At 65.9% G+C, this 23,443-nt stretch carries 19 protein-coding genes; 10 read left to right on the forward strand and 9 right to left on the reverse strand.

All coding sequences use genetic code 11. The features are described 5' to 3' along the window. Positions 1-78: 78 nt before the first annotated feature. Complete coding sequence (locus AC07UK_RS21335; RefSeq protein ID WP_436221528.1) at positions 79-1,044, reverse strand: TRAP transporter substrate-binding protein; 966 nt, start codon at positions 1,042-1,044, stop codon at positions 79-81. Positions 1,045-1,165: 121 nt separating this feature from the next. After that, positions 1,166-2,530, reverse strand: a complete 1,365-nt coding sequence (locus AC07UK_RS21340) for an amidase (protein ID WP_494686271.1) — start codon at positions 2,528-2,530, stop codon at positions 1,166-1,168. Positions 2,531-2,776: 246 nt separating this feature from the next. Here AC07UK_RS21340 and AC07UK_RS21345 point away from each other — a divergent pair, with 246 nt between their 5' ends. The 4 genes from AC07UK_RS21345 to AC07UK_RS21360 all read left to right on the forward strand — a co-directional run bounded on the left by AC07UK_RS21345 (position 2,777) and on the right by AC07UK_RS21360 (position 10,046). Continuing rightward, positions 2,777-3,382 carry a winged helix DNA-binding protein gene (locus tag AC07UK_RS21345; protein ID WP_494686270.1) on the forward strand — a complete coding sequence of 202 codons (606 nt, stop codon included), beginning with the start codon at positions 2,777-2,779 and terminating at the stop codon, positions 3,380-3,382. 189 nt (positions 3,383-3,571) lie between these two features. After that, positions 3,572-7,618, forward strand: coding sequence for a phosphoribosylformylglycinamidine synthase (purL, locus tag AC07UK_RS21350; RefSeq protein WP_436221531.1), 4,047 nt, complete (start codon positions 3,572-3,574; stop codon positions 7,616-7,618). A 350-nt stretch (positions 7,619-7,968) separates the two neighbouring features. Beyond that, positions 7,969-9,273, forward strand: coding sequence for a purine-cytosine permease family protein (locus AC07UK_RS21355; protein WP_494686298.1), 1,305 nt, complete (start codon positions 7,969-7,971; stop codon positions 9,271-9,273). Then, complete coding sequence (locus tag AC07UK_RS21360; protein WP_494686269.1) at positions 9,270-10,046, forward strand: creatininase family protein; 777 nt, start codon at positions 9,270-9,272, stop codon at positions 10,044-10,046. Before AC07UK_RS21355 ends, AC07UK_RS21360 begins: the two co-directional genes overlap by 4 nt. 9 nt (positions 10,047-10,055) lie before the next feature. On the opposite strand, the gene AC07UK_RS21365 is transcribed toward AC07UK_RS21360, so the two are convergent. From AC07UK_RS21365 to AC07UK_RS21390, 6 genes are all read right to left on the reverse strand, one after another. After that, positions 10,056-10,355: a hypothetical protein gene (locus AC07UK_RS21365; RefSeq protein ID WP_436221534.1), complete on the reverse strand. Its 300-nt coding sequence runs from the start codon at positions 10,353-10,355 to the stop codon at positions 10,056-10,058. 42 nt (positions 10,356-10,397) lie between these two features. Beyond that, positions 10,398-11,192, reverse strand: a complete 795-nt coding sequence (locus tag AC07UK_RS21370; protein ID WP_436221535.1) for a peptidylprolyl isomerase — start codon at positions 11,190-11,192, stop codon at positions 10,398-10,400. Between the two features lie 4 nt (positions 11,193-11,196). Continuing rightward, positions 11,197-11,511 (reverse strand): BolA family protein, encoded by a 315-nt coding sequence (locus tag AC07UK_RS21375; RefSeq protein WP_010810057.1) that lies wholly within the window; start codon positions 11,509-11,511, stop codon positions 11,197-11,199. A 40-nt stretch (positions 11,512-11,551) separates the two neighbouring features. After that, a complete protein-coding gene (locus tag AC07UK_RS21380; protein WP_018315370.1) occupies positions 11,552-12,091 on the reverse strand; it encodes a septation protein A in 540 nt (179 codons plus the stop codon). A gap of 38 nt (positions 12,092-12,129) precedes the next feature. Continuing rightward, positions 12,130-12,594 (reverse strand): peptide-methionine (R)-S-oxide reductase MsrB, encoded by a 465-nt coding sequence (msrB, locus tag AC07UK_RS21385; protein ID WP_013956525.1) that lies wholly within the window; start codon positions 12,592-12,594, stop codon positions 12,130-12,132. 115 nt (positions 12,595-12,709) lie between these two features. After that, the gene (locus AC07UK_RS21390; protein ID WP_436221536.1) at positions 12,710-14,281 is read right to left on the reverse strand and encodes a protein adenylyltransferase SelO; all 1,572 of its coding nucleotides are present in this window, start codon (positions 14,279-14,281) and stop codon (positions 12,710-12,712) included. A gap of 458 nt (positions 14,282-14,739) precedes the next feature. Between AC07UK_RS21390 and AC07UK_RS21395 the strand changes: the two genes are divergently transcribed. The 6 genes from AC07UK_RS21395 (at position 14,740) to AC07UK_RS21420 (ending at position 21,697) form a co-directional block, all read left to right on the forward strand. After that, positions 14,740-16,365, forward strand: a complete 1,626-nt coding sequence (locus AC07UK_RS21395; protein ID WP_494686268.1) for a 3-(methylthio)propionyl-CoA ligase — start codon at positions 14,740-14,742, stop codon at positions 16,363-16,365. 141 nt (positions 16,366-16,506) lie between these two features. Next, the gene (locus AC07UK_RS21400; protein WP_436221538.1) at positions 16,507-17,757 is read left to right on the forward strand and encodes a branched-chain amino acid ABC transporter substrate-binding protein; all 1,251 of its coding nucleotides are present in this window, start codon (positions 16,507-16,509) and stop codon (positions 17,755-17,757) included. A 191-nt stretch (positions 17,758-17,948) separates the two neighbouring features. After that, positions 17,949-18,896, forward strand: a complete 948-nt coding sequence (locus AC07UK_RS21405) for a branched-chain amino acid ABC transporter permease (RefSeq protein WP_010810051.1) — start codon at positions 17,949-17,951, stop codon at positions 18,894-18,896. 4 nt (positions 18,897-18,900) lie between these two features. Continuing rightward, on the forward strand, positions 18,901-20,214 hold the full coding sequence (locus AC07UK_RS21410) for a branched-chain amino acid ABC transporter permease (RefSeq protein ID WP_436221539.1): 1,314 nt from the start codon (positions 18,901-18,903) through the stop codon (positions 20,212-20,214). Continuing rightward, positions 20,211-20,984 carry an ABC transporter ATP-binding protein gene (locus tag AC07UK_RS21415; RefSeq protein ID WP_114134672.1) on the forward strand — a complete coding sequence of 258 codons (774 nt, stop codon included), beginning with the start codon at positions 20,211-20,213 and terminating at the stop codon, positions 20,982-20,984. The genes AC07UK_RS21410 and AC07UK_RS21415 overlap by 4 nt, the downstream gene beginning before the upstream one ends. Next, entirely contained in the window at positions 20,984-21,697 is a 714-nt protein-coding gene (locus AC07UK_RS21420) for an ABC transporter ATP-binding protein (protein WP_035820240.1), read from the forward strand. Before AC07UK_RS21415 ends, AC07UK_RS21420 begins: the two co-directional genes overlap by 1 nt. A gap of 51 nt (positions 21,698-21,748) precedes the next feature. Here AC07UK_RS21420 and AC07UK_RS21425 read toward each other — a convergent pair whose 3' ends face one another. Next, a complete protein-coding gene (locus AC07UK_RS21425) occupies positions 21,749-23,314 on the reverse strand; it encodes an amino acid permease (RefSeq protein ID WP_436221540.1) in 1,566 nt (521 codons plus the stop codon). Between the last annotated feature and the right edge of the window lie 129 nt (positions 23,315-23,443).

The raw sequence follows: 23,443 nt of genomic DNA on the forward strand, positions 1-23,443 counted from the left end.
ACGCGTGAAGCAACGTCATTCCTGCCTGCGCGGAAATGACGATTGCCTTGTAAATGAGCAACGCTGGTGGCAGCGGCCTTACTTCCGGTACGCGTCCAGAATGGCCTTGCCGTCCTCGCCCGCGCCCTTGGCCCAGTCATCCACCATGACCTTGCCCACCTTCTGCATGTCGGCCTTGAGCTGCGGCGAAGGCGGCTGCACCGTCATGCCGTTGCGCGACAGGGTGGCCAGGTACTCCTTGGTCTTTTGCTCCGAGACCTGCCAGCCGCGCTTCTCGGCATCGGCCACGGCCTTGAGCAGCGCATCCTGGGTCGGCTTGTCCAGCGCGGCAAAGGCCTTCTTGCTGACCACCAGCATGTTCTTGGGCAGCCAGGCGTCGACGGTGTAGAAGTACTTCACGCTTTCCCAGACCTTGGTGTCGACCCCGGTCGCGCCCGATGACATGAAGGAGTTGACCGTGCCCGTGGCCAGCGCCTGCGCCAGGTCGGCGGCCTGAATGGTCACTGGCTGCGCGCTCACCAGTTCGGCGATGCGCGAGGTGGCGGGATTGTAGGCGCGCCATTTCAGGCCCTTCATGTCCGCGGCGGAATTGATCGGCTTGCTGGCGTAGATGCCCTGCGGCGGCCAGGCTACCGCGTACAGCAGTTTCAGGCCCTGCTTGTCGAGCACCTTCTCGGTGACCGGGCGCGACGCCTGCCACAGCTTGTAGGCATCGGTGTAGCTGGTGGCGAGGAACGGCACCGCATCGACGCCGAACACCGGGTTCTCGTTGGCCAGCAGCGACATCAGGATTTCGCCCATCTGCACCTGGCCGGTCTGCACGCCGCGCTTGATCTCATTGGCCTTGAGCAGCGACCCGTTGGGATGCAGCACGATCTTGAGCTTGCCGCCGGTGGCCTTGTCCACGTCGCTGGCCATCTGCTGCAGGTTCTCGGTGTGCAGGTTGCTGACCGGGTAACCGGTAGGCAGGTCCCATTTGGTATCCGCCTGTGCCGCCACGGCGGCCAGCATCAGGCCGGCCGCAACGATTGCCTTGACTCGCATCTCGATCTCTCCTGGTGTGCGCGCGGGGGCGCGGTTGTACTGCTGGTTGCGTACTACCTGGTGCCGATCGCGCCCGCATTGGCGGGCACGTCGGCGCAAGATCAACGGCGCGGCAGCAGGCTCAGTCGTCGCGCTGTGAAGGTTGCACGATGCATTCCAACGCAAGGGCCGTGCCCAGCAGGTCGGCATCGCGCATCGGGCCGTGCGACAGCATCAGGCCCACGGGCAGCTCGTCCGGCGCGTGGCAGGGCATCGAGATCGAGCAGCCGTCAAGGAAATTGAAGGCCGAGGTATTGCGCAGCAGCAGGGCATTGACGCGGAAGAACTGCGCATCATCGGTGCGCAGCGGCTCAATCTCGGGCGCGATCATTGGCACGGTCGGGCAGACCACGGCGTCGAAGCGCGCCAGGCGCGCTTCCATGCGGGCGATCCAGTCCAGCCGGGCGCGGCCCAGGTCGATATAGTCGGCGGCGCTGATATTGGCGCCGCGGTCGATGCGCGAGGCCACGCGCGGGTCGTACAGCTCGCGCCGGGTGGCCAGCACATGGCGGTGGATGGCGTAGGCCTCGGCCGAACTGAAGCCGCCTTGCGCGTTCAGGCCGGCCAGTTCGCCGAGTTCCGGCAGGTCGACGTGCTCGATCTGCACGCCGGCTGCCGACAGGCGGCCCAGGGCGCGGTCGAAGGCGCGTGCGACCACCGGGTCGAGGTCGTCCAGCAGGACCTGGCGCGGGATCGCCAGCCGCGTGGCGGCGGGGTTGGTGACGCGCGGGATCACTGCGCTGTCGGCAATCACGCTGTCCATGGCAATGCAGTCGCTGACCGTGCGCGCCATCGCGCAGGCGGTATCCAGCGTGTACGACAGCGGAAAGGCCCCGGTCAGCGGCACGCGCCGCGCGGTGGGCTTGAAGCCGGTGATGCCGCACAGCGCCGCGGGGATGCGGATGGAACCGCCGGTGTCGCTGCCAAGCGCCGCGACCGCCAGCCCCAGCGCCACCGAAACGGCCGCACCCGACGACGAGCCGCCCGGGATGCGTTCCACGCCATCCGTGCCGGCCGGATTGACCGGCGTGCCGTAGTGGGGATTGATGCCCACACCCGAGAACGCGAACTCCGTCATGTTGGTGCGCCCGACCAGGGCTGCCCCTGCCGCGCGCAGGCGGGCGACCACGGTGGCGTCCGCCGTGGCCGGCGCGGCATCCTTGCGCACCAGCGAGGCCGCGCTGGTGACTTCGCCGGCCACGTCGTACAGGTCCTTGACCGAAACCGGCAGCCCCGTCAGCGGATGCAGCGCCTTGCCGGCGCGGCCGGCGGCATCGGCCGCGCGCGCGACCTGGGCCGCGGCCTCGAAGGTGCTGTGCAGGAACACGGCCTCGGCAGCCGGCGTGGCGGCAAGCGTGGCCGCCTGCTCGATGAGCTGCGCACGGCTGGTGGCGCCGTCGCGCAGGCGGGTGTTCAGGGTGTCGAGGTCGGGAAGCATGGATGGCATGGGGTCTGCAAACGGGGTGCGAGGGCGGGGCGGGCACCGCCATGGTGGCGGCCGCCTGCCAGCACGGGGAAGGGCGCGGTGCACATGCGCGGAGCCAGTCGTGGCCGGCGTCCTCCCTCATGCTTTACCTGTATTTATTAGGTGTTCATGCTCATAATTCGCCAATAAACTGTCAAGCTAAAATTGCCGGGGGCTTATACCTAGCACCGCTAGTCAGCGCCGCCCCCATCGAAAGGAGTCTCCCGCATGCCACGCAAGCCAGCCGAGAGCGGGCACACCACCGCCGCCGTGGCCGATGCCCCTGCCGTTGCCGGTAACGCAAGGCCGGCCACCGCGCTGTCGCGCGCGGCCGGGTCCAATATCGTGTCGTCCTCGCACCTGGTGTCGGTACGCAGCCCCGAGCTGTCCGAGTTCGAGTTCGGCCTGAACACCGCCTACAACGCCTACAGCCGCTGGGTGGTGCGCTGCATGGGCGCGGCGGGTGTGCGCGACCTGACCTTCCTGGACGTGCTGGTGCTACATCACGTGAACCATCGCGGGCGGCCCAAGCGGCTGGCCGATATCTGCTTCGTGCTGAACGTGGAAGACACGCACCTGGTGACCTACGCATTGAAGAAGCTGCAGGGGCTGGGGCTGGTGAGCGGGGAGCGGGTCGGCAAGGAGGCCACTTATTCGACCACCCCGGCCGGCACCGAGGCCTGCGCGCGCTACCGCGAGATCCGCGAACAATGCCTGACCAGCAACTTCACCGAAGGCAGCGAAGAAAATGCCGAGATCGGCGAACTCGCCCGGCTGATGCGGGTGCTGACCGGCCTGTACGAGCAGGCCGCGCGCTCGGCGACGTCACTCTGAGCCGTCCATTTGGTCAAAGTGACGCATAAGCATTATCAGGGTAGGCCCTAACACGGCCTTGCCGTGATGTCGCAGTGCAAAATCCGGGTGCCGGCAAGGTACAATAGCGGTTTCCGCCAGTCGGCACCCCATGCAGCGGTGCCGGCTAAGCAGCAGCCCCTACCTCACCGCCTCCCGACCGCTACGATCATGGCGCATTTCTCGTGCTTCCCCGGCGCTTTGGCGCTTTCCGCCTTCCGTCAGCAACGCCTGCTCACCGCCCTGCGGCAGATCGACGCCGATATTGAATCGGTGCATGGCCAGTTCCTGCACTTTGTTGACGCACAGACGCCGCTGTCGGCCGAAGAGCAGTCCCGCGTGGCGGCGCTGCTGACCTACGGTGCGCCATTCGCCGAGCCGTCCGACGGCGACCGCTTCGTGGTGATCCCGCGCTTCGGCACGATCTCGCCGTGGGCCAGCAAGGCTACCGACATCGCCCATAACTGCGGCCTGACGCATATCCACCGCATCGAGCGCGGCATCGAAATCACCGTCGTCTGCAAGAAGGGCCTGCTGCGCGGCCGCAAGACGCTGGACGCGGACACCCGCGCCGCCGTCGCCGCGCACCTGTTCGACCGCATGACCGAGACCGTGGTCGCCACGCGTGACGATGCCGCCGGCTTGTTCCAGGAACTGCCGGCTAAGCCGCTGCGCTTTATCGACATCTCGGGCGGGCGCAGCGCGCTGGCCGCGGCCAATGTCGAGATGGGCCTGGCGCTGTCCGAGGACGAGATCGACTACCTGGTCGAGGCCTATGCCAAGCTGGAGCGCAACCCGACCGACGTCGAGCTGATGATGTTCGCGCAGGCCAACAGCGAGCACTGCCGCCACAAGATCTTCAACGCCACCTGGACCATCGACGGCGTGCAGCAGGACAAGTCGCTGTTCGCGATGATCCGCAATACGCACCAGCTCAATCCGCAGGGCTCGATCGTGGCCTATTCGGACAACTCCGCGGTGATGGAAGGCGACGTTGCCGAGCGCTGGTTCCCGCGCGGCGGCGACCACAAGTACGGCCGCCACGAGGCGCTGACCCACACGCTGATGAAGGTGGAGACGCACAACCACCCGACCGCGATCTCGCCGTTCCCGGGTGCCTCCACCGGCGCCGGCGGTGAAATCCGCGACGAGGGCGCGACCGGCCGCGGCGCCAAGCCCAAGGCCGGCCTGACCGGGTTCACGGTGTCCAACCTGATGCTGCCTGAAGCGGTCGAATCCTGGGAAAACGACCGCGACGCCGCCCAGCCGGTGGCGCACCGCAATCCGGACGACAAGCCCGGCGTGACCGGCAAGCCGGACCGCATCGCCTCGCCGCTGCAGATCATGATCGATGGCCCGCTCGGCGGCGCCGCCTTCAACAATGAATTCGGCCGCGCCAACCTGGGCGGCTACTTCCGCGTCTACGAGCAGAACGTGGGCGGCACCGTGCGCGGCTACCACAAGCCGATCATGATCGCGGGCGGCATCGGCAATATCGATGCCGGGCACACGCACAAGAACCCGCTGCCGGCCGGCACGCTGCTGATCCAGCTGGGTGGCCCGGGCATGCGCATCGGCATGGGCGGCGGCGCCGCCAGCTCGATGGCGACCGGCACCAACACCGCCGACCTGGACTTCGATTCGGTCCAGCGCGGCAACCCCGAAATGGAGCGCCGCGCGCAGGAAGTGATCAACGCGTGCTGGCAGCTCGGTGACGCCAACCCGATCCTGTCGATCCATGACGTCGGCGCGGGCGGCATCTCCAACGCCTTCCCTGAACTGGTGGACGGCGCCGACCGCGGCGCGCGCTTCGACCTGCGCCAGGTGCACCTGGAAGAGTCCGGCCTGTCGCCGGCCGAGATCTGGTGCAACGAGTCGCAGGAGCGCTATGTGCTGGCGATCGCGCCGGACAGCTTCCCGCAGTTCCAGGCCATGTGCCAGCGCGAGCGCTCGCCGTTCGCCGTGGTCGGCATCGCCACCGAAGAAAAGCAGCTGCAGCTGGTCGACGCCAGCGTCGATGCCGCGCTCAAGGAGCACTACGCCGTCGACATGCCGATGGACGTGCTGCTGGGCAAGCCGCCGCGCATGCACCGCGACGTCAAGCGCGTGGAAGAGGCATTGCCGGCCGTGGACGTGACCGGCATCAGCCTGGAGCAGGCCGTGCGCGACGTGCTGCGCCATCCGACCGTGGCCAGCAAGTCGTTCCTGATCAGCATTGGCGACCGCACAGTGGGCGGCATGAACGCGCGTGACCAGATGGTCGGCCCGTGGCAGGTGCCGGTGGCTGACGTAGCTGTGACCACGCTCGACTACAAGGGCAACGCCGGCGAGGCGATGACCATGGGCGAGCGCACCCCGCTGGCCGTGATCAACGCGCCGGCATCGGGCCGCATGGCGATCGGCGAGGCGCTGACCAACCTGGCGGCGGCGCCGGTCAAGGACCTGGGCAAGGTCAAGCTGTCGGCCAACTGGATGGCGGCCTGCGGCGTGGAAGGTGAAGACGCCAAGCTGTATGACACCGTGCACGCCGTCGGCATGGAACTGTGCCCGGCGCTGGGCATCAGCATCCCGGTCGGCAAGGATTCGCTGTCGATGCGCACCAAGTGGCAGGACGACGGCGTCAACAAGGAAGTGGTCGCGCCGGTGTCGCTGATCATCTCGGCCTTTGCCGCGGTGGACGACGTCAACCGCACGCTGACGCCGCAACTGCGCACCGACGCCGGCGACACCGTGCTGATCGCCGTCGACCTGGGCCGTGGCAAGAACCGCATGGCTGGCAGCATCCTGGCGCAGGTCATGCAGCAGGTGGGCGACAGCGCCCCGGACGTCGACAATGCCGAAGACCTGAAGAACTTCTTCAACGTGGTCCAGCGCCTGAACCGCGAAGGCAAGCTGCTGGCCTACCATGACCGTTCCGACGGCGGCTTCATGGCTGCGCTGGCGGAAATGGCCTTTGCCGGCCACTGCGGCGTGTCGCTAAACGTCGACATGCTGGCGCTGGACCCGCAGCAGGAGCAGGACTACGGCGACGCCAAGAACTGGGCGCAGCAGATTGCCGAGCGCCGCAACGACCAGACCCTGCGCGCGCTGTTCTCGGAAGAGCTGGGTGCGGTGGTGCAGGTGCGCATGGAAGACCGCGACACGGTCTTCGCCGTGCTGCGCGAAGCCGGCTTGTCGGCCTGCAGCCATGTGGTGGGCAAGCCCAACGCGACCGACCAGATCGAGGTCTACCGCGATGCCAAGAAGGTCTTCGGCGCCTCGCGTACCGACCTGCAGCGCAACTGGAGCGAAGTCAGCTGGCGCATCGCGCGCCTGCGCGACAACCCGGCCTGCGCCGACAGCGAATATGACCGCCTGCTGGATGCCGCCGACCCCGGCATCAGCCCGGTGCTGACCTTCGATGCGGCCGAAGACATCGCCGCCCCGTTCATCGCCACCGGCGCCCGTCCGCGCGTGGCGATCCTGCGCGAGCAGGGCGTCAACTCGCAGATCGAGATGGCGTACAGCATGGACCGCGCGGGCTTCGACACGCACGACGTGCATATGAGCGACCTGATCGCCGGCCGTGCCAACCTGGCCGACTTCAGCGGTTTCGTTGCCTGCGGCGGCTTCAGCTACGGCGACGTGCTGGGCGCGGGCGAGGGCTGGGCCAAGACCATCCTGTTCAACGCGCAGATGGCCGAGCAGTTCGCGGCCTTCTTCAACCGCCAGGACACCTTTGCGCTGGGCGTGTGCAACGGCTGCCAGATGATGAGCAACCTGGCCCCGATCATCCCGGGCGCAGGCGCCTGGCCGCAATTCACGCGCAACCAGTCGGAGCAATACGAGGCGCGCTACGTGACCGTGGAAGTGCAGTCCTCGCCGTCGATCTTCTTCGCCGGCATGGAAGGCAGCCGCATCCCGATCGTTGTCGCCCACGGCGAAGGCTTTGCCGACTTCTCGCAGCAGGGCAATATCGACCAGGCCCACGTGGCGCTGCGCTTTGTCGACAACTACGGTGCGGTCACGCAGACCTATCCGCTCAACCCGAACGGCTCGCCTGACGGCATTACCTCGGTGACCACCGTCGATGGCCGCTTCACCGTGCTGATGCCGCACCCGGAACGCGTGTTCCGTGCCGCGACCATGAGCTGGGCGCCGGATGCGTGGAAGCAGGTTGCTGACGGCGGCAGCCCGTGGATGCGGATGTTCCGCAATGCGCGGAAGTGGGTGGGGTAAGCAGCAGCCCAGGGCCTGCGCCCTTCGTCCCAACCAAGAGCCACCGGCAGTGCCGGTGGCTTTTTAGTTTTTCGGCGATGCAAGCAGCCAAAGCCCGGATGGCGACGGCCATTTCGCTACGCATCTTGGAATCTTCCGCATTTCCTGCCGCTTTCGCACTGTTACTCTCGCGCTGACTCACGATCGGATGCAGGGCTGGTTCCCTTGCATCCGGGTCGCTCGAACACGGAACGGTGGATTCGGAGATCCCATCATGAATCAGAAGGTGCAGTCGTCCCCGGCAGTCGATGCAGACTATATGTTCGCCCCGGTCCCGCCCGATGCGCGCAGGCCGACCTGGAAAGCAGGTGATGGTATGGGTTGGGTTTGGCTACGTTGCCACTGGCCTGTTCATCGGTGGCACGCTGGCCGGGCCGGCGGGCGGCGCGGGTGTTTCCTTCCCCATGGCCCTGCTGGCCATCGCCATCGGCATGGGCATCCTGTTCGTGCTGACCGGACTGCTGGGCATCATCGCGCAACGCACCGGCCTGAGCCTGGCGCTGTTGTGCCGCTATGCCTACGGTGCCAGGGGCATGAACCTGCCGATGCTGGCGATGGGGCTGCTGACGCTGGGCTGGTTCTCCGCCATCACCGGCATGGTGGGCGACATCTGGGGCGCGTTCATCGGCAATCCGAGCGGCATCACCGTGCTTGACCCGGCCCGCCTGGGATTCGACATCGCGCCGATCACGCTGGAAGTGTTCCTGGCATGCGTGACCTGCGGCCTGCTGTTCACCGCGACCTCGATGTCCGGCATGAAAGGGCTGGAGCGCCTGGCGGTGCCGGTGGCGCCCGTCATCATGCTGATCGCGGTGCTGGTCGGCATCGGCATGGTCGACGAGGGCGGCGGGCTTGGCAGCTTTATCGCTGCCTCGTCGCAGAAGGACGGCCTGCCATTGTCGTCGGCCGTGACCATGCTGGTCGGCAGCTGGATCGCCGGCGCCATCATGGGCGTCGACCTGTTCCGCTTCAACCGCAATGCCAGGGCGGTCTGGCTGGGCTCGGCCGCCTGCTTCCGGCTGACCAACCCGCTGCTCAATATCGTCGGCTATATCGGCACCGTCACGGTCGGTGAATACAACTACGTCTCGTGGATGCTGGAGAAGAGCTTCCTGCTGGCCCTGGTGGGCGCGCTCACCTGGACCTTGTCGCTGTGGACCACCAACGACGCGGAACTTTACTGCAATGCGCTCTATACCGGCCCGGTGCTGCATTCCTGCGGGATCCGCGCCGGCAAGCGGCAGCTGGTGCTGGTGGCGGGGCTGCTTGGCACCGTGCTCGGTGCGCTGGGCTTCTACCAGATGTTCTTCGCGCAGTTCATCAACTACCTCGGCATCATGGCGCCGCCGCTGGCCGGCCCGCTGCTGGCGGATTTCTATATCCGGCACAAAGGCCGCTATGACGTTCGCGAACTCGACCGGCAGCCTGCATTCAACCGGGCCGGTGTCGGCGCCGCGCTGGTCGGCATGGCACTGGGGCTCGGCCTCGAGCTGAACCGCTGGCTGCCCGACTGGCCCAACGGGCTGGTGGCGCTGCTGGCCACGGTGCTGGTGTACCTGTTGTTGCATCCGGTCCTGAACGCGAAAGCGCAGCCGCTGGCGGAGAACGCATCATGAAGAAAGTCTTGCTGAACGAGTTCTCCACGGCCGAACTGGAGGCCATGTTTGCCGCTGGCGGCATAGACAGCGCCATCACCGTTTTTGGCAGCTGCGAAAGCCACGGCGGGCACCTGCCGCTCGGGCCGGACCTGTTCGTTCCCGCCGAAGTGGCACGGCTGGCGGCGCAACGGCTTGAACGGACCATCGTGGTCCCCGGCGTGCCGTTCGGCACCTCGATGCACTACAACGCCAACCCGATGGCGGTCTCGCTGCGCCTCGAGACGGTGACGGCGCTCGCCGAGGACATCTTCGAGAGCCTGATTGCCTACGATATCCGGCACATCTTTGTGCTGAACGGGCACGACGGCAATATTGCGCCGCTCGAGATCGCCCAGCGCAAGGTCAAGCAGCGCCACCCGGAGGTGGTGTTCGCCTTCCTGCCTGCCTGGTGGTCGGTGATCGGCAGCCGGCTTGGCGACGGCTTCTTCGCTGAGTGGAATGGACTGGGCCACGGCGGCGAAGGTGAAACCTCGATCACCATGGCGGTGCGTCCGGACCTGTGCGACCTGGGTAAGGCCATGCGGCAGATGCCGGTAGACAGCATCCGCATTGGCGAGCGCGTACAGATCATGTGGGATATCGCCGAGGTTTCGGCGACCGGCGCCACCGGTGACCCGACCTGGGCCAGCGCGGAAAAGGGCAGCAAGATGCTGGACGCGCTGGTCGGACTGGTTGCCGACAGTATCACGCAGCTCGATGAAACGGGGTGGCGCTACGACCTGCGCCAGTGAAGGCAGGGTTCAGCCGGCAAGCGGAGGGAGCAGGCGTGAACTCCATGACGCATACGCGTAGGTCAGCATGCGCCCCGATTCAAAACCGGGAGGCGGCCTGATCTCGCCGCGAGCCTCCTTGTACGCCACCACGGCGTGCAGGATCTTCTCGGGCGCGTAACGGTCACGCAGGGGCAGGTAGGGGTGGAGCTGGCGCCAGCCGGGGGCGGCGCCGTCCAGGGTCGCCCAGGCAAGTGCGCAATAGCACATGCCCCGGGACGAGAGATGCCAGAGTTGCCAGTAACGGCCAGTCGACTCCACGCGCTGCATCCTTGAATCTTGCAGGACCGGCGGGGGCGACCGGACCGTGCCTTACTGGATCTTGGCCTTGTCCTTGAGTGACTTCATCATGGCCTGGAACTGCTCGCGCTGCCAGTTCTGGTCCCCCATCAGCATCTGCGTCAACTGCGGCTTGACCTCTTCGAACGACGGGATCTTGGCGTCGCGCACGTCGACCAGTTCGATGATATGCCAGCCGAACTGGGTCTTGACCGGCGTATCGGTCAGCTGACCCTTCTTCAGGCCGGTCATGGCTGCCGAGAACTCAGGCACGTAGCTGCTGCTGTTGGCCCAGTCCAGGTCGCCGCCGTTGGCTGCGGAGCCCGGGTCCTTGGACGAGGCCTTGGCCATGTCTTCGAACTTGGCGCCGCCCTTGATCTTGATGATGATCGCCTTGGCGTCGGCTTCCTTTTCCACCAGGATATGGCGGGCGTGGTATTCCTTGCCGTTGCCGAACTGCGACTTGATCTTGTCGTACTGCTTGCGCAACTCGGCGTCGCTGGCGCCGTGGGTCTTCACGTAGTCTTCGAACACTGCGCCGGCCAGCACGTTCAGGCGGGCCTGTTCCAGTTGTTCCTGCACGTCGTCGCGCTGGGTCAGGCCGCGCTTGTTGGCTTCCTGCGAGAGCAGTTCGCGGTCGATCAGCATGTTGCGCGCGCGCGAGCGCAGCTCCGGGTTGTCGGGCTGGCCGGTGCCGGCGATCAACTTGTCCAGCTTTGCCGATGAAATGGCCTTGCCATTCACGACGGCGGCATTCTGGGCGATGGCCGGCAGGCTGCCGGCAGCAAGCACAGCCGCCAGGCTGAACGAGAGGACGGTGGTCTTCATGGAATCAGGTCTGAGAGTTGCTGGAAGAATCGCGTGATGATGCGCGGGATTGGTACTCTTGGTCGGTGAACGCAGTCACGGCAAGTGCGTGGATCTGCGCGGGGAACAGACCGCGCAGCGCATCATACACCATGCGGTGTCGCGCAACCCGGCTGTGACCCGTAAAGCGCTCGCTGACGATTGTCACGTCGTAATGTCCGCCGCCGGATGCGGCGCCGGCATGTCCGGCGTGCAGCGCGCTGTCGTCGCGCACGGCCAGGTGGCTGGGGGCGAGCGCTTCGCGCAGCATCGCCTCGATAGTGGCGGGATCGGCTGCCATCAATGGTTTCCTTCGTTTCAGGGGTGCGGGGGCGGGGCTGTCAGTCCTGGCTGTTCTCGGGCATGTGGCGCGACAGCCAAACACTCTGGGCGACGATGAACACCAGCATCAGCCCCATGCTGCCGAACAGCTTGAAGTTGACCCAGGTCTCGGTCGAGAACTGGTAGGCCACATACAGGTTCAGCACGCCCATGGCGGCAAAGAAGCCGGCCCAGGCGGCGTTCAGCCGCGCCCACACCGGGTCGGGCAGGGTCACCTGTTTTTCCATCATGGCGCGGATCAGGTTCTTGCGCCAGCCGATCACCGAGCCCAGCAGCGCTACCGCGAACATCCAGTAGAGCACGGTCGGCTTCCACTTGATGAAGGTCTCGTTGTGCAGCACCAGCGTGGCGCCGCCGAACACCGCGATGATCAGCAGGCTGACCCACTGCATCGGCTCGACCTTGCGGTGGCGGAACCAGACCCAGCCGATCTGCAGCACCGTGGCGCCAATGGCCACTGCGGTGGCGGTGTAGATGTCAGCCAGCTTGAAAGCGGCAAAAAACAGGATGACCGGGAACAGGTCGAACAGGAATTTCATGCGGTACCAGGTTGTGTCCGGCGTCCTTGCCGGAGCGTTCAGCGCTGCGGGTCGCGCCGGGGTTTGTCGCCGCTGCCGGCGGCGTGGGCATCATCCGCCGCACGCTGTGCCGGGTCGCGATCATCGAATTTTAGCGCAGCCGAGTTGATGCAATAGCGCAGGCCGGTCGGGGCCGGGCCATCTTCGAAGACATGGCCCAGATGGCTGCCGCATTCCTTGCAGCGTACCTCCACCCGCGTCATGCCGTGGCTGTGATCGACGTGCTCGGCAATCACCTCGCCGTTGATGGCGCGGAAATAGCTGGGCCAGCCGCAGCCGGCATCGAACTTGGTGGCGGATTCGAACAGCGGCGTGCCGCAGCCCACGCAGTGGTAGATGCCGTTGTCCCAGTGGTCCCAGTAGCGGCCGGTGAATGGGCGCTCGGTGGCGGCCTCGCGCGTCACGCGGTATTCGATGTCGGAGAGTTGTTCACGCCACTCGGCGTCGGTCTTGGTGGTGGTCATGGTTTGTCCTCGCAGGGCTTCCTCGGATGGGTTCCTCAGTTAAGGCATTGGTCGTGCGAACTGCGCGAACCTTACACCGGCTGGCGCCGGCGTGCAGGGCGCGGATCACATGGCGTCACGACGAGCAACTGACCTCCAGGCCGGACGCCCAGTCCGGCGGCAGCGCCGCGTAGTGTTCTGCCTCCGGCTGTTCGTCGAAGGGGCGCGACAGCACTGCCAGCAGCCGGTCCACTTCGGTGAAGTCCTTCTCGCCGGCGTGCCGGATCGCGGTTTCGGCCAGGTGGTTGCGCAGCACGTATTTGGGGTTGACCGCCAGCATTTCCAGTTCGCGCGCGGCATCGTGCGACTGCTCGGCGCGCAGGCGCACGCGATAGTCGGCCACCCACGTGTCAAAGGCGGCACGATCCAGGAACAGGTCGCGCACCGGCGCGTCGCGCGAGGCATCGGTGGACGAAATGCCGCACAGCTTGCGCCAGAACAACGTGTAGTCCACGCGCTGGCCGTGCAGCAGCTGGAACAGGCTGGTCAGCAGTGGCTCATCGCTCTTGTCGTCGCCGCCGGCGGGCGGGCGCAGGCCCAGCTTGGCGCGGTAGTGGCGGAAGAATGCCGCGGCATAGCGGTCGCGGAACGGGTCCAGCGCCGCGCGCGCGGCTTCCACGGCGGCGTCGCGCGCGCCTTCCTTGTCGGCATCCTCCGGTCCCAGCCACAGCGGCAGCAGCGCCTGGGCCAGGCAGTGCAGGTTCCAGAACGCCACCTGCGGCTGCTGGCTGTAGGCGTAGCGGCCCTGCGTGTCGGAGTGGTTGCAGATATGGTTGGCGTCGAATGCGTCCAGGAAGCCAAATGGGCCGTAGTCGATGGTCAGGCCCAGGATCGACATATTGTCGGTGTTCATCACGCCATGGCAGAAGCCCACCGCCTGCCAGTGCGCGATCAGGTCGGCGGTGCGCAGCGAGACCTCGCGCAGCAGCGCCTGGTAGGGCTGGGCGTCGTCGCGGCACGCGGGCATGAAGTTGTCGATGACGAAATCCGCCAGCTTGCGCAGCGCGGCCACGTCGTCGTGCGCGGCGAAATGCTCGAAGTGCCCGAAGCGGATAAAGGTCGGCGACAGCCTGGTCACCACCGCGGCGGTTTCGATGGTCTCGCGCCGCACCGGCGCGTCCGAGCCCATGATCGACAGTGCGCGCGTGGTCGGTATGCCCAGCGCGGCCATGGCTTCGGAGCAGAGGTACTCACGGATCGACGAGCGCAGCACCGCGCGGCCATCGGCCATGCGCGAGTAGGGCGTCAGGCCCGCGCCCTTGAGCTGGATTTCCCACGGACCGGTGGCGGTCTCGGCCTGCGCCAGGCGGATGGCACGGCCATCGCCGAGCTGGCCGGCCCACACCCCGAACTGGTGCCCGGAATACACACTGGCGAGCGGGTCGGCCCAGTCCGGCACCTGGTTGCCGACAAAGGTCTCGATAAAGTCCTCGCGGCTGCCGATGTTGGCCTCCCATCCGAGCAGGGCCGCCGCGGCCGGCGCCACCCCCACCAGGTAGGGTGACGGCAGCGGCGTGGGACGCAGGCGCGTAAAGAACTGCATGCCGAGTTCGGCGAAGCCGGGCGCGGTGCGAAAGGGCACGGACAGCGTGGCCGGCGTGGCTGCGTCGGAGGGCTGCGGAGCTTGTGACTGGGGCGTGTCTGGCATCGCGTAGGGGCGCCTCGGGGCGCAAGGGGCGGTGCGAATTCCGTGCGTTCGTCGATGTGCGGCGAACCGCGTAAAAGGCGGTGCAGCGCGGCATGCCGGGCGCACGAAAATGCGATGGTGGCTAGGGAAAACGACATGTTGAGGTGCAACATGCCACGCAGTATTGTACGTCCTCAACGGCACTCGACCGCTCGACCGAGTGAATGCCGCCATGCACCGCACGGTTATTTTTCTCTTTCAGTGCGCACATGAATCCGGTGCATGGGCTTTTCGCAGAATTGCGGCCCCGAATTCGATGGCAATACCGACGGCAACCCCGACGGCAATACGCAACGACAGTACGGCAGTGCACAACGAGATCGGCCGGATGCCGATTTGGTGCATGGAAACGACCGCCAAAAAATAGTACGGTTGTTCGTTTTCAGGCGGATTACACAAGACATTCAGGAGGCAGGTTCATGGCATTGATGGGTCAAATGATGAGCGCGCCGCTGCTCATTTCCTCCATCATCAAACACGCCGCGCGTTACTACGGCAGCACCGAGATCGTCTCGCGGCGCACGGAGGGCGACCTGCATCGCTATACGTACCGCGATTGCGAACTGCGCGCCCGCAAGCTGGCGCAGGCGCTCGGCGCACTGGGCGTGAAGCAGGGCGAGCGCGTCGGCACGCTGGCCTGGAACGGCTACCGCCACCTGGAGATTTACTACGGCGTGTCCGGCATGGGCGCCGTCTGCCATACCATCAACCCGCGCCTGTTCCCCGAGCAGATTGCCTATATCGTCAACCACGCGGAAGACGGCTATATCTTCTTCGACCTGACCTTCCTGCCGCTGGTGGAAGGCGTTGCGCCGCATTGCCCCAACGTCAAGGGCTGGGTGGCGATGACCGACCGCGCGCATATGCCGGCCGAATCCAAGGTGCCGCTGCTGTGCTACGAGGAGCTGGTCGACGCGCAGGACGGCAACTACGAATGGCCGCAGTTCGACGAGAACCAGGCGTCGAGCCTGTGTTATACGTCGGGCACCACCGGCAACCCAAAGGGCGCGCTGTATTCGCACCGCTCGACGGTGCTGCACTCGTATGCGTCGGCCATGCCGGACGCGCTGGGCTGTTCCGCCAGCGACGTGATCCTGCCCGTGGTGCCGATGTTCCACGTCAATGCCTGGGGCCTGCCGTACTCGGTGCCGCTGGTCGGCGCCAAGCTGGTGCTGCCCGGTGCCAAGCTGGGCGGGGCCTCGATCTATGAGCTGTTCGAGCAAGAGAAGGTCACCTTCTCCGCTGGCGTGCCGACGGTGTGGCTTGGCCTGATCCAGCACGTGCAATCGAACAAGCTCAAGTTCTCCACCTTCCACCGCACCGTGATCGGCGGCTCGGCCGCGCCGCCGGCGATGATCCGCGCGCTCGAGGCGCTGGGCGTCGAGGTGATCCACGCCTGGGGCATGACCGAGATGTCGCCGCTGGGCACGTCGTGCAAGCTGCTGGCCAAGCACCAGGACCTGTCCGACGCCGACCGCCACAAGATCCAGGAGAAGCAGGGCCGCGTGATCTTCGGCGTCGACATGAAGATCGTCGATGGCGACGGCAACGAGCTGCCGTGGGACGGCAAGGCCTTCGGCGACCTGATGGTGCGCGGGCCGTGGATCATCGACCGCTACTTCCGCAACGATGCCAACCCGCTGGCCGACGGCTGGTTCCCGACCGGCGACGTTGCCACCATCGACGCCGATGGCTTCATGCAGATCACCGACCGCAGCAAGGACGTGATCAAGTCCGGCGGCGAATGGATCTCGTCGATCGATATCGAGAACGTCGCCGCCGCGCACCCCGCGGTGCATATGGCGGCCTGCATCTCGGCCTACCACCCCAAGTGGGACGAACGCCCGCTGCTGGTGGTGGTGAAGAAGCCCGGCGTCGAAGTCACCCGTGAAGAACTGCTGCAGTTCTTCGAGGGCAAGGTCGCCAAGTGGTGGATCCCGGACGACGTGGCCTTCGTCACCGAGATCCCGCTGACCGCCACCGGCAAGATGCAGAAGCTCAAGCTGCGCGAGCAGTTCAAGGACTACAAGCTGCCGACCGCCTGACGCCGGCACGCGCTTTCCGGTGCGCCATGCCTGCTTGCGGCATGGCGTGTCCGGGGGCCGGCTGCAGGGCGTGGCATGGAGGACGCCGCGCAGCCAGCCAAATACGACGACAAGCCAACGACAAGAGTGAAGGAGACAGGTATGACCAAATTGCGTCCGCTGGTGGCCGGTGTGGCCGTGTTTGCCGCACTGGGTTCTGCGCTGGTTTCAGGTACCGCACTCGCGGATACGGTGAAGATCGCCTTCATTGACCCGCTATCGGGGCTGATGGCTCCCGTTGGGCAGAACCAGCTCAAGAGCTGGCAGTATGTCGCCGACATCGCCAACCAGAAGAACTGGGCCGGCGCGCACAAGTTCGAGGTGGTGGGTTTCGACAACAAGCTGTCGCCGCAGGAAAGCCTGACCATCCTCAAGCAGGCGGTCGACCAGAACATCCGCTATATCGTGCAGGGCAACGGCTCGTCGGTCGGGCTGGCGCTGCAGGATGCGGTGGCCAAGCACAACGAGCGCAATCCGGGCAAGGAGATCGTCTACCTGAACTACGCCGCGGTGGACCCGGACATGACCAATGCCAAATGCAACTACTGGCATTTCCGGCTCGACGCCAACTCGGACATGAAGATGGAGGCGCTGACCACCTTCCTGGCCAAGGACCCGAACGTCAAGAAGGTCTACCTGATCAACCAGAACTACTCGTTCGGCCACCAGGTGGCGCGCGCGGCCAAGGACTACCTGAAGCGCAAGCGCCCGGATATCCAGATCGTCGGTGAAGACCTGCACCCGCTGGCGCAGGTCAAGGACTTTGCCCCGTACGCGGCCAAGATCAAGGCCTCTGGCGCCGATACCGTGATCACCGGCAACTGGGGCAGCGACCTGGCGCTGCTGATCAAGGCGGGCAAGGATGCCGGCCTGACCACCAACTACTACACCTACTACGCCGGCACCACCGGCGTGCCCACGGCGATGGGCGCCACCGGCGCAGAGCACGTCAAGTATGTCGGCTACTACAACCCCAACAACAAGGGGTTCAAGGGGGCGGATGTCATCGAGGGCTTCAAGAAGAAGTACAACGATGACTTCTACGTGATGGCCTCCTACACCGGCATTGCCATGCTGGCCAAGGCCTTCAAGGACACCGGATCGACCGATCCGATCAAGGTCGCCAAGGCGCTCGAGGGGATCAAGGTCGACAGCATGAACGGCACGGTGGAGATGCGCAACTCGGATCACCAGGCGCAGCAGTCGCTGGTGGTCGCCACCTGGACCAAGGTGGATGGCAAGGAAATCAAGTACGACCAGGAAAACACCGGCTACGGCTGGAGGACCAACGCGCTGATGGACCAGTACGTGTCGGCCCAGCCGACTTCCTGCCAGATGAAGCGGCCGGGCTGATCCTGTCCGTGACGGGCCGGCCACGCTGACAAAGTGGCCGCCCGATCCTGCATACTTTCGGTCTTTTTCGGTCGATACCGGGGAGCGTCCGGGGCGGGCATCCGCCCCCCGGAGGGGGACGCTCACCCTCAATCCAACCGGACGGATGCCGGCATGCCCCCGCATGGCGGCGCCAGCTTGAAGGACACGCTGTGGAATTCTTCGTCATCTCACTGCTGAACGGCATCAGCTACGGGCTGCTGCTGTTCATGCTGTCATCGGGCCTTACGCTGATCTTCAGCATGATGGGCGTGCTCAATTTCGCCCACGCCAGCTTCTACATGCTGGGCGCCTACTTTGCCTACACCATCGCCAGCAAGGTCGGGTTCTGGCCGGCGCTGATCTTCGCGCCGCTGCTGGTGGCGGGCGCGGGCGCGCTGGTGGAGCGCTTCGGCCTGCGCACGGTGCACAAATACGGCCACGTGGCCGAGCTGCTGTTCACCTTCGGCCTGGCCTACCTGATGGAAGAGGGCGTCAAGCTGGTGTGGGGCCTGGCGGCGGTGCCGTACCGGATTCCCGCGGAGCTGGACGGGCCGCTGTTCACGGTGTTCACCTCGTCCTTCCCCAAGTACCGCGCCTTCATGATGCTGGTGTCGCTGGGCATGCTGGTGGCGATCTACCTGGTGCTGACGCGTACCCGCATCGGGCTGGTGATCCAGGCCGCGCTGACGCATCCGGAAATGGTCGAGGCGCTGGGCCACAACGTGCCGCGCGTGTTCATGATGGTGTTTGGCGGCGGCGCCGCGCTGGCCGGGCTGGCGGGGGTGATCGGGGGCAATGCCTTTGTCACCGAGCCGTCGATGGCCGCGGCGGTCGGGTCGATCGTGTTCGTGGTGGCGGTGGTGGGCGGCATGGGATCGCTGGTGGGCGCCTTCATTGCGTCGATCCTGATCGGCGTGCTGCAGACCTTCGCGGTCACCATCGACGCCTCGCTGGCGGGCCTGATGACCAGCCTGGGGCTGGCCGTCAGCGAGGCCACGCCGTTCTATTCCTTGTGGAAGCTCACGGTGGCCCAGGTGGCGCCGGTGCTGCCGTACCTGTTGCTGGTGGTGATGCTGATCTTCCGCCCGCGTGGACTGATGGGAACCCGGGAGAGCTGAGACCATGGAGCAAGCGATGCAACAACGCCGCGAGCCGGTGGTGACCGGCCGCACCCTGCGCTACAGCCCGCTGAACCTGGCGCGCTGGATCATCTGGAGCCTGACCGTGCTGGTCATGCTGGTGCTGCCGCTGGTCTTCACCGGGGGCTTCGCCATCACGCTGATGTCGCAGATGGGCATCATGATCATTTTCGCGCTGTCGTACAACATGCTGCTCGGGCAGACCGGCATGCTGTCGTTCGGCCACGCGGTCTACTCCGGCCTGGGCGCGTTTATCGCCGTGCATGTGCTGAATATGATCGGGGCGGGCAAGGTCTGGCTGCCGGTGTCGATGCTGCCGCTGGTGGGCGGCCTGGCGGGCGCCTTCTTCGGCGTGATCTTCGGCTACGTCACCACCAAGAAGTCCGGCACCACCTTTGCCATGATCACCATGGGCATCGGCGAGATGGTGTTCGCCAGCTCGCTGATGTTCCCGGAGTTCTTCGGCGGCGAGGGTGGCATCTCCACCAACCGCGTGGTCGGTGACCCGTTCCTGGGCATCACCTTCGGGCCGGGGCGCCAGGTGTACTACCTGATCGCGGCGTGGTGCCTGCTGTCGATGGTGGCGATGTACGCCTGGACGCAGACGCCGCTGGGCCGCATCGCCAACGCCGTGCGCGACAACCCCGAGCGGGTCGAGTTCATCGGCTACAACACCCAGCGCGTGCGCTACCTGGTGCTGATCCTGTCAGCATTCTTCGCCGGTATCGCCGGAGCCCTGGGCGCCATCAACTTCGAGATCGTCTCGGCCGAGAATGTCAGCGCGGTGCGCTCCGGCGGCGTGCTGCTGGCGGTGTTCATCGGCGGCGCGGGCGTGTTCTTCGGGCCCATCATCGGCGCGGTGGTGTTCGTGCTGTTCGCGGTGGCGCTGTCGGACCTGACCAAGGCCTGGCTGCTGTACCTGGGCCTGTTCTTCGTGCTGATGGTGATGTTCGTGCCGGGCGGGCTGGCCAGCCTGCTGCTGATGCAGATGCCGCTGCTGGGCAAGGGCAAGCTGGGCCGCATGCTGCCGTCCTATGCGCGTGCCGGCGGCGCCGGCGTGGTGCTGCTGCTGGCCATGATCCTGACGGTCGAGCTGGTCTACAAGGTGCAGGTCGACAGCGCCAACGGCACCGCGATGTCGCTGTTCGGCGTCGGCTTCGATGCCGCAACCTGGACGCCATGGCTGGTGGCGGCCGTGCTGTGGGCGGCTGGGCTGTTCGCCTGGCGCCTGGCGGCGGCGCGGGTGCGCAGCGCGTGGGACAAGGTACAGATGGAAATCGCAGGAGGCAGGGCATGACAGCGGCACTGGAACTGACCGATGTACGCAAGAAGTTCGGCCAGACGGAGATCATCCGCGGCGTGAACCTGAGCATCCCGAAGGGTGAGCGCCATGCGCTGATCGGGCCGAACGGGGCGGGCAAGTCGACCACCTTCAACCTGATCTCGGGGCGCTTTGCGCCGACCAGCGGCACGGTGCGCCTGAACGGCGCGGAGATCGGCGGGCTGCAGCCCTTCGTGATCAACCGCATGGGGCTGTCGCGCAGCTTCCAGATCACCAACATCTTCCATCGGCTGTCGGTGTTCGAGAACCTGCGCTGCGCGGTGCTGTGGTCGCTCGGCTACAAGTATTCGTTCTGGCACCGGCTCAAGGGCCTGCGCGACACGCGCGAGCGCGCGGAGGAGGTGCTGGAGCTGATTGGCATGCAGCACCGCCGCGATAGCCAGGCGGGCCTGCTGACCTATGCCGAGCAGCGTGCGCTGGAGATTGGCATCACCATCGCCGGCGGCGCCGAGGTGATCCTGCTGGACGAGCCCACCGCGGGCATGAGCCGCTCCGAGTCCGATCACGCGGTCGAACTGATCCGCAAGGTCACCGTCGGCAAGACCCTGGTGATGGTGGAGCACGACATGAGCGTGGTGTTCGGCCTGGCCGACCGCATCTCTGTGCTGGTCTACGGCGAAGTGATCGCCACGGACACCCCGCAGGCCATCCGCAACAACCGCAAGGTCAAGGAGGCTTACCTGGGCACCACCCTCGACGAAGACGCCACCGAAGGAGCGCACTGATGGGCAAGCGCATGCTGAACGTCCAGGGCCTGCACGCCTACTACGGCAAGAGCCATATCCTCCACGGCGTGGACGCGCATATCGACGAAGGCGAGATCGTCGCGCTGCTGGGGCGCAACGGGGTGGGGCGCTCGACCATGGCCAAGGCCATCCTCGGCATGGTCAAGGCCGAGGGCTCGGTGCGGTTTCGCGACGAGGAGATCCTGGGCCGGCGTACCTTCGAAATCGCGCACCTCGGGATTGGCTATGTGCCGGAGAACCGCGACATCTTTCCGACCCTGACGGTGCGGCAGAATTTGCTGCTGGGCGAGAAGCGCAACCCACGGCAGGCCAGGCCGCGCTGGACCGTCGAGGACATGTTCAACATGTTCCCGCGGCTGAAGGAGCGCGAGAACACCTCGGCCGGCGTGCTCTCCGGCGGCGAGCAGCAGATGCTGACGCTGTGCCGCACGCTGATGGGCGACCCCGACCTGGTGCTGATCGACGAACCGACCGAAGGGCTGGCGCCGATGATCGTGGCCTTGGTCGGGGACTACCTGAAGACGCTGAAGGAGCGGGGTATTTCCGTGCTGCTGATCGAGCAGAAGCTGGCGATCGCGCTGGACATTTCCCAGCGCGTCTACGTGATGGGGCACGGGCACATCGTGTTCGAAGGCACGCCCGCGGAGCTGAAGGCCAACTCGCAGGTGAGAAAGGAGTGGCTGGAGGTCTGATCCGGCGCTCATCATGGATTTGCGCCGGTAGGGCGGAGCACCCCTGCGAAGTCATTCCGGTGGTATGCCAGCGCCTGCCCTCACCCCCTGCCCCTCTCCCGCAAGCGGGAGAGGGGAGCGAACCTGCGGCTTCGGCAAGTCAAACGGCATATCCTCGTAATCAATCAGCCGCGACTTCTTCACGGCCCGGTACCCCCACCACAGCGCCAGGAACGCCGGCACGCCGATATAGGTCGCCACGATCTCCGGCCACCGGTTCGGAATATCCGCAAACGCCTGGTAGTTCTGCCCGGCCACGATCACCACGCACAGCACCACGGTAAAGATGGGGCCGAAGGGATAGAGCGGCGAGCGGTACGCCAGCATGCTCACGTCATAGCCCTGGTGCACCAGCCCGCGACGGAAGCGATAGTGGCTGATGGCAATGCCCAGCCAGGCAAAGAAGCCGGTCATGGCCGAAGTGTTGAGCAGCCACAGGTAGACCGCCTTGTCCCCGAACAGCGAACTGAAGAAACACAGCGCGCCCACGGCGGTGGTGGCCAGCAGCGCATTGAACGGCACGCCGCTCGCGGTCAGCTTGCCGAACGCGCGCGGCGCGCGGCCGCTGACGGCCAGGCCGTAGAGGATCCGGGTCGACACATACATGCTGGAGGTGCCGGCCGAGAGCAGCGCGGTCAGCACCACCGCGTTCATCAGCCCCGCGGCAAAGGCCAGGCCGGCGTGGCGGAACACCAGCGCAAACGGGCTCACGCCCACGTCGGTGACGTCGTTGCGCAGCAGGCTGGGATCGGTATAGGGAATCAGCACCCCGATGATCAGGATCGCGATTACATAGAACAGCAGGATGCGCCAGAAGGTCTGCCGGATCGCGCGCGGGATGGTCCTGGCCGGGTTCTCCGCTTCGCCGGCGGCCACGCCCACCGTTTCCGTGCCCTGGAAGGAGAAGCCCGCGATCATCGCCACGCCGATCATGGCCGGGATGCCGCCGACAAAGGGCGCGTCGCCCATGGTGAAGTTGTGCCAGCCCGACTGCGGGCCACCCTTCATGATGCCGAAGATCATCAACAGGCCCACGCCCAGGAACACGATCACGGTCACCACCTTGATCAGCGCGAACCAGTACTCGGCCTCGCCGAAGCCGCGCACCGAGAACGCATTGAGCCCGAACATCAGCAGCAGGAACGCGGCGCTCCAGACCACGCCGGGCATTTCGGGGAACCAGTACTGCATCACCAGCTGCGCCGCGGTCAGTTCCACGGCGATGGTCACCGCCAGGCTGAACCAGTAGTTCCAGCCCAGCGCGAAGCCGAAGCCTTCGTCGACGTAGAGCGCGCTGTAGGTGACAAAGGAGCCGGCCACCGGCATATGCACCGCCAGCTCGCCCAGGCTGGTCATCAGGCAATAGACCATCAGGCCGAGCAGCATATACATCAGCAGCGCGCCGCCGGGGCCGGCCTGCGCGATCGAGGCGCCCGAGGCCACGAACAGCCCGGTGCCGACCGCGCCGCCGATGGCAATCATGGTCAGGTGGCGGGCCTTGAGCTTGCGCTTGAGGTGGTCGTGCTCAACCACCGGGTGCTGGTGCTCGTGAGCGTGGGAATGTGAGGGGGAAGACATCAGGATCGCTGGACCTTCCGCCGATCCGGCACCTTGTGGAACCCGGGCGGCAAAAAACGAAAAGCCGCGAGTCTACCGTGTCGGCCCGCGCGATTTGTCCGTGTCGGTCAAATAAAGTCCGATACTGGT

The sequence above is a fragment of the Cupriavidus sp. GW821-FHT07C08 genome (assembly GCF_059419025.1).

Bases quoted from the DNA above. Each gene is read 5' to 3' on its own strand.
- AC07UK_RS21375 (WP_010810057.1), bottom strand. From the start codon at position 11,511: ATGGCAGCCGATCCCGCCACTATCGAGGCGATGCTGCGCGAAGCGCTC.
- AC07UK_RS21380 (WP_018315370.1), bottom strand. From the start codon at position 12,091: ATGAAATTCCTGTTCGACCTGTTCCCGGTCATCCTGTTTTTTGCCGCT.
- AC07UK_RS21345 (WP_494686270.1), top strand. From the start codon at position 2,777: ATGCCACGCAAGCCAGCCGAGAGCGGGCACACCACCGCCGCCGTGGCC.
- AC07UK_RS21395 (WP_494686268.1), top strand. From the start codon at position 14,740: ATGGCATTGATGGGTCAAATGATGAGCGCGCCGCTGCTCATTTCCTCC.
- AC07UK_RS21340 (WP_494686271.1), bottom strand. From the start codon at position 2,530: ATGCCATCCATGCTTCCCGACCTCGACACCCTGAACACCCGCCTGCGC.
- AC07UK_RS21400 (WP_436221538.1), top strand. From the start codon at position 16,507: ATGACCAAATTGCGTCCGCTGGTGGCCGGTGTGGCCGTGTTTGCCGCA.
- AC07UK_RS21335 (WP_436221528.1), bottom strand. From the start codon at position 1,044: ATGCGAGTCAAGGCAATCGTTGCGGCCGGCCTGATGCTGGCCGCCGTG.
- AC07UK_RS21410 (WP_436221539.1), top strand. From the start codon at position 18,901: ATGGAGCAAGCGATGCAACAACGCCGCGAGCCGGTGGTGACCGGCCGC.
- AC07UK_RS21390 (WP_436221536.1), bottom strand. From the start codon at position 14,281: ATGCCAGACACGCCCCAGTCACAAGCTCCGCAGCCCTCCGACGCAGCC.
- msrB (WP_013956525.1), bottom strand. From the start codon at position 12,594: ATGACCACCACCAAGACCGACGCCGAGTGGCGTGAACAACTCTCCGAC.
- purL (WP_436221531.1), top strand. From the start codon at position 3,572: ATGGCGCATTTCTCGTGCTTCCCCGGCGCTTTGGCGCTTTCCGCCTTC.
- AC07UK_RS21370 (WP_436221535.1), bottom strand. From the start codon at position 11,192: ATGAAGACCACCGTCCTCTCGTTCAGCCTGGCGGCTGTGCTTGCTGCC.
- AC07UK_RS21360 (WP_494686269.1), top strand. From the start codon at position 9,270: ATGAAGAAAGTCTTGCTGAACGAGTTCTCCACGGCCGAACTGGAGGCC.
- AC07UK_RS21365 (WP_436221534.1), bottom strand. From the start codon at position 10,355: ATGCAGCGCGTGGAGTCGACTGGCCGTTACTGGCAACTCTGGCATCTC.
- AC07UK_RS21415 (WP_114134672.1), top strand. From the start codon at position 20,211: ATGACAGCGGCACTGGAACTGACCGATGTACGCAAGAAGTTCGGCCAG.
- AC07UK_RS21420 (WP_035820240.1), top strand. From the start codon at position 20,984: ATGGGCAAGCGCATGCTGAACGTCCAGGGCCTGCACGCCTACTACGGC.
- AC07UK_RS21355 (WP_494686298.1), top strand. From the start codon at position 7,969: ATGGTATGGGTTGGGTTTGGCTACGTTGCCACTGGCCTGTTCATCGGT.
- AC07UK_RS21425 (WP_436221540.1), bottom strand. From the start codon at position 23,314: ATGTCTTCCCCCTCACATTCCCACGCTCACGAGCACCAGCACCCGGTG.